The 601-nt window shown below is 67.6% G+C and carries 1 protein-coding gene; it reads left to right on the forward strand.

The window, feature by feature from the left end:
* On the forward strand, positions 1–601 hold a 601-nt coding region (locus tag OO63_RS41100), incomplete at both ends, for a phosphopantetheine-binding protein (protein ID WP_033264991.1).

Consider the following 601-nt stretch of genomic DNA (forward strand, 5'->3'; position numbering starts at 1 on the left):
CCGCCGGTGTGTCGGTGGCGGAGTTGCGGCGGTTTGTGTCGGGGCGGTTGCCGGAGTTCATGGTGCCGTCGGTGTTTGTGGTGCTGGATCGGTTGCCGTTGGCGCCGAACGGGAAGCTGGATCGGTCGGCGTTGCCGGTTCCGGTGGTCAAGGGTGAGGTGTACCGGGGTCCGTCGGGTGAGGTGGAGCGGGTTCTGGCGGAGGTGTATGCCGAGGTTCTGGGTGTGGACCGGGTGGGTGTGGATGATGACTTCTTCGCGGTCGGGGGTGACAGCATCCGGTCGATTCAGGTGGTGTCGCGGGCTCGGGCGCGGGGTGTTGAGGTGAGTCCGCGGGAGGTGTTCCAGTGCCGTTCGGTGGCTGAGCTGGCGGTGGTGGCGGGGCTGCGTGGTGGTGAGGTGAGTGGGCTTGCCGAGTTGGAGGGTGGCGGTCTGGGGTTCGTGCCGTTGCTGCCCATCGGGGAGTATCTGCTGGAGCTGGGTGGGGGTATCGACCGGTTCACGATGTCGACGGTGGTGGATCTGCCGGAGGGCATCGACGAGGGGGGTCTGGTCGCCACGCTCGGTGCGGTGATCGACCGCCACGACATGCTCCGCTCCCG

It is taken from the genome of Streptomyces alboflavus (assembly GCF_000716675.1).
In the GTDB taxonomy this organism is placed as follows: Bacteria; Actinomycetota; Actinomycetes; order Streptomycetales; family Streptomycetaceae; genus Streptomyces; species Streptomyces alboflavus.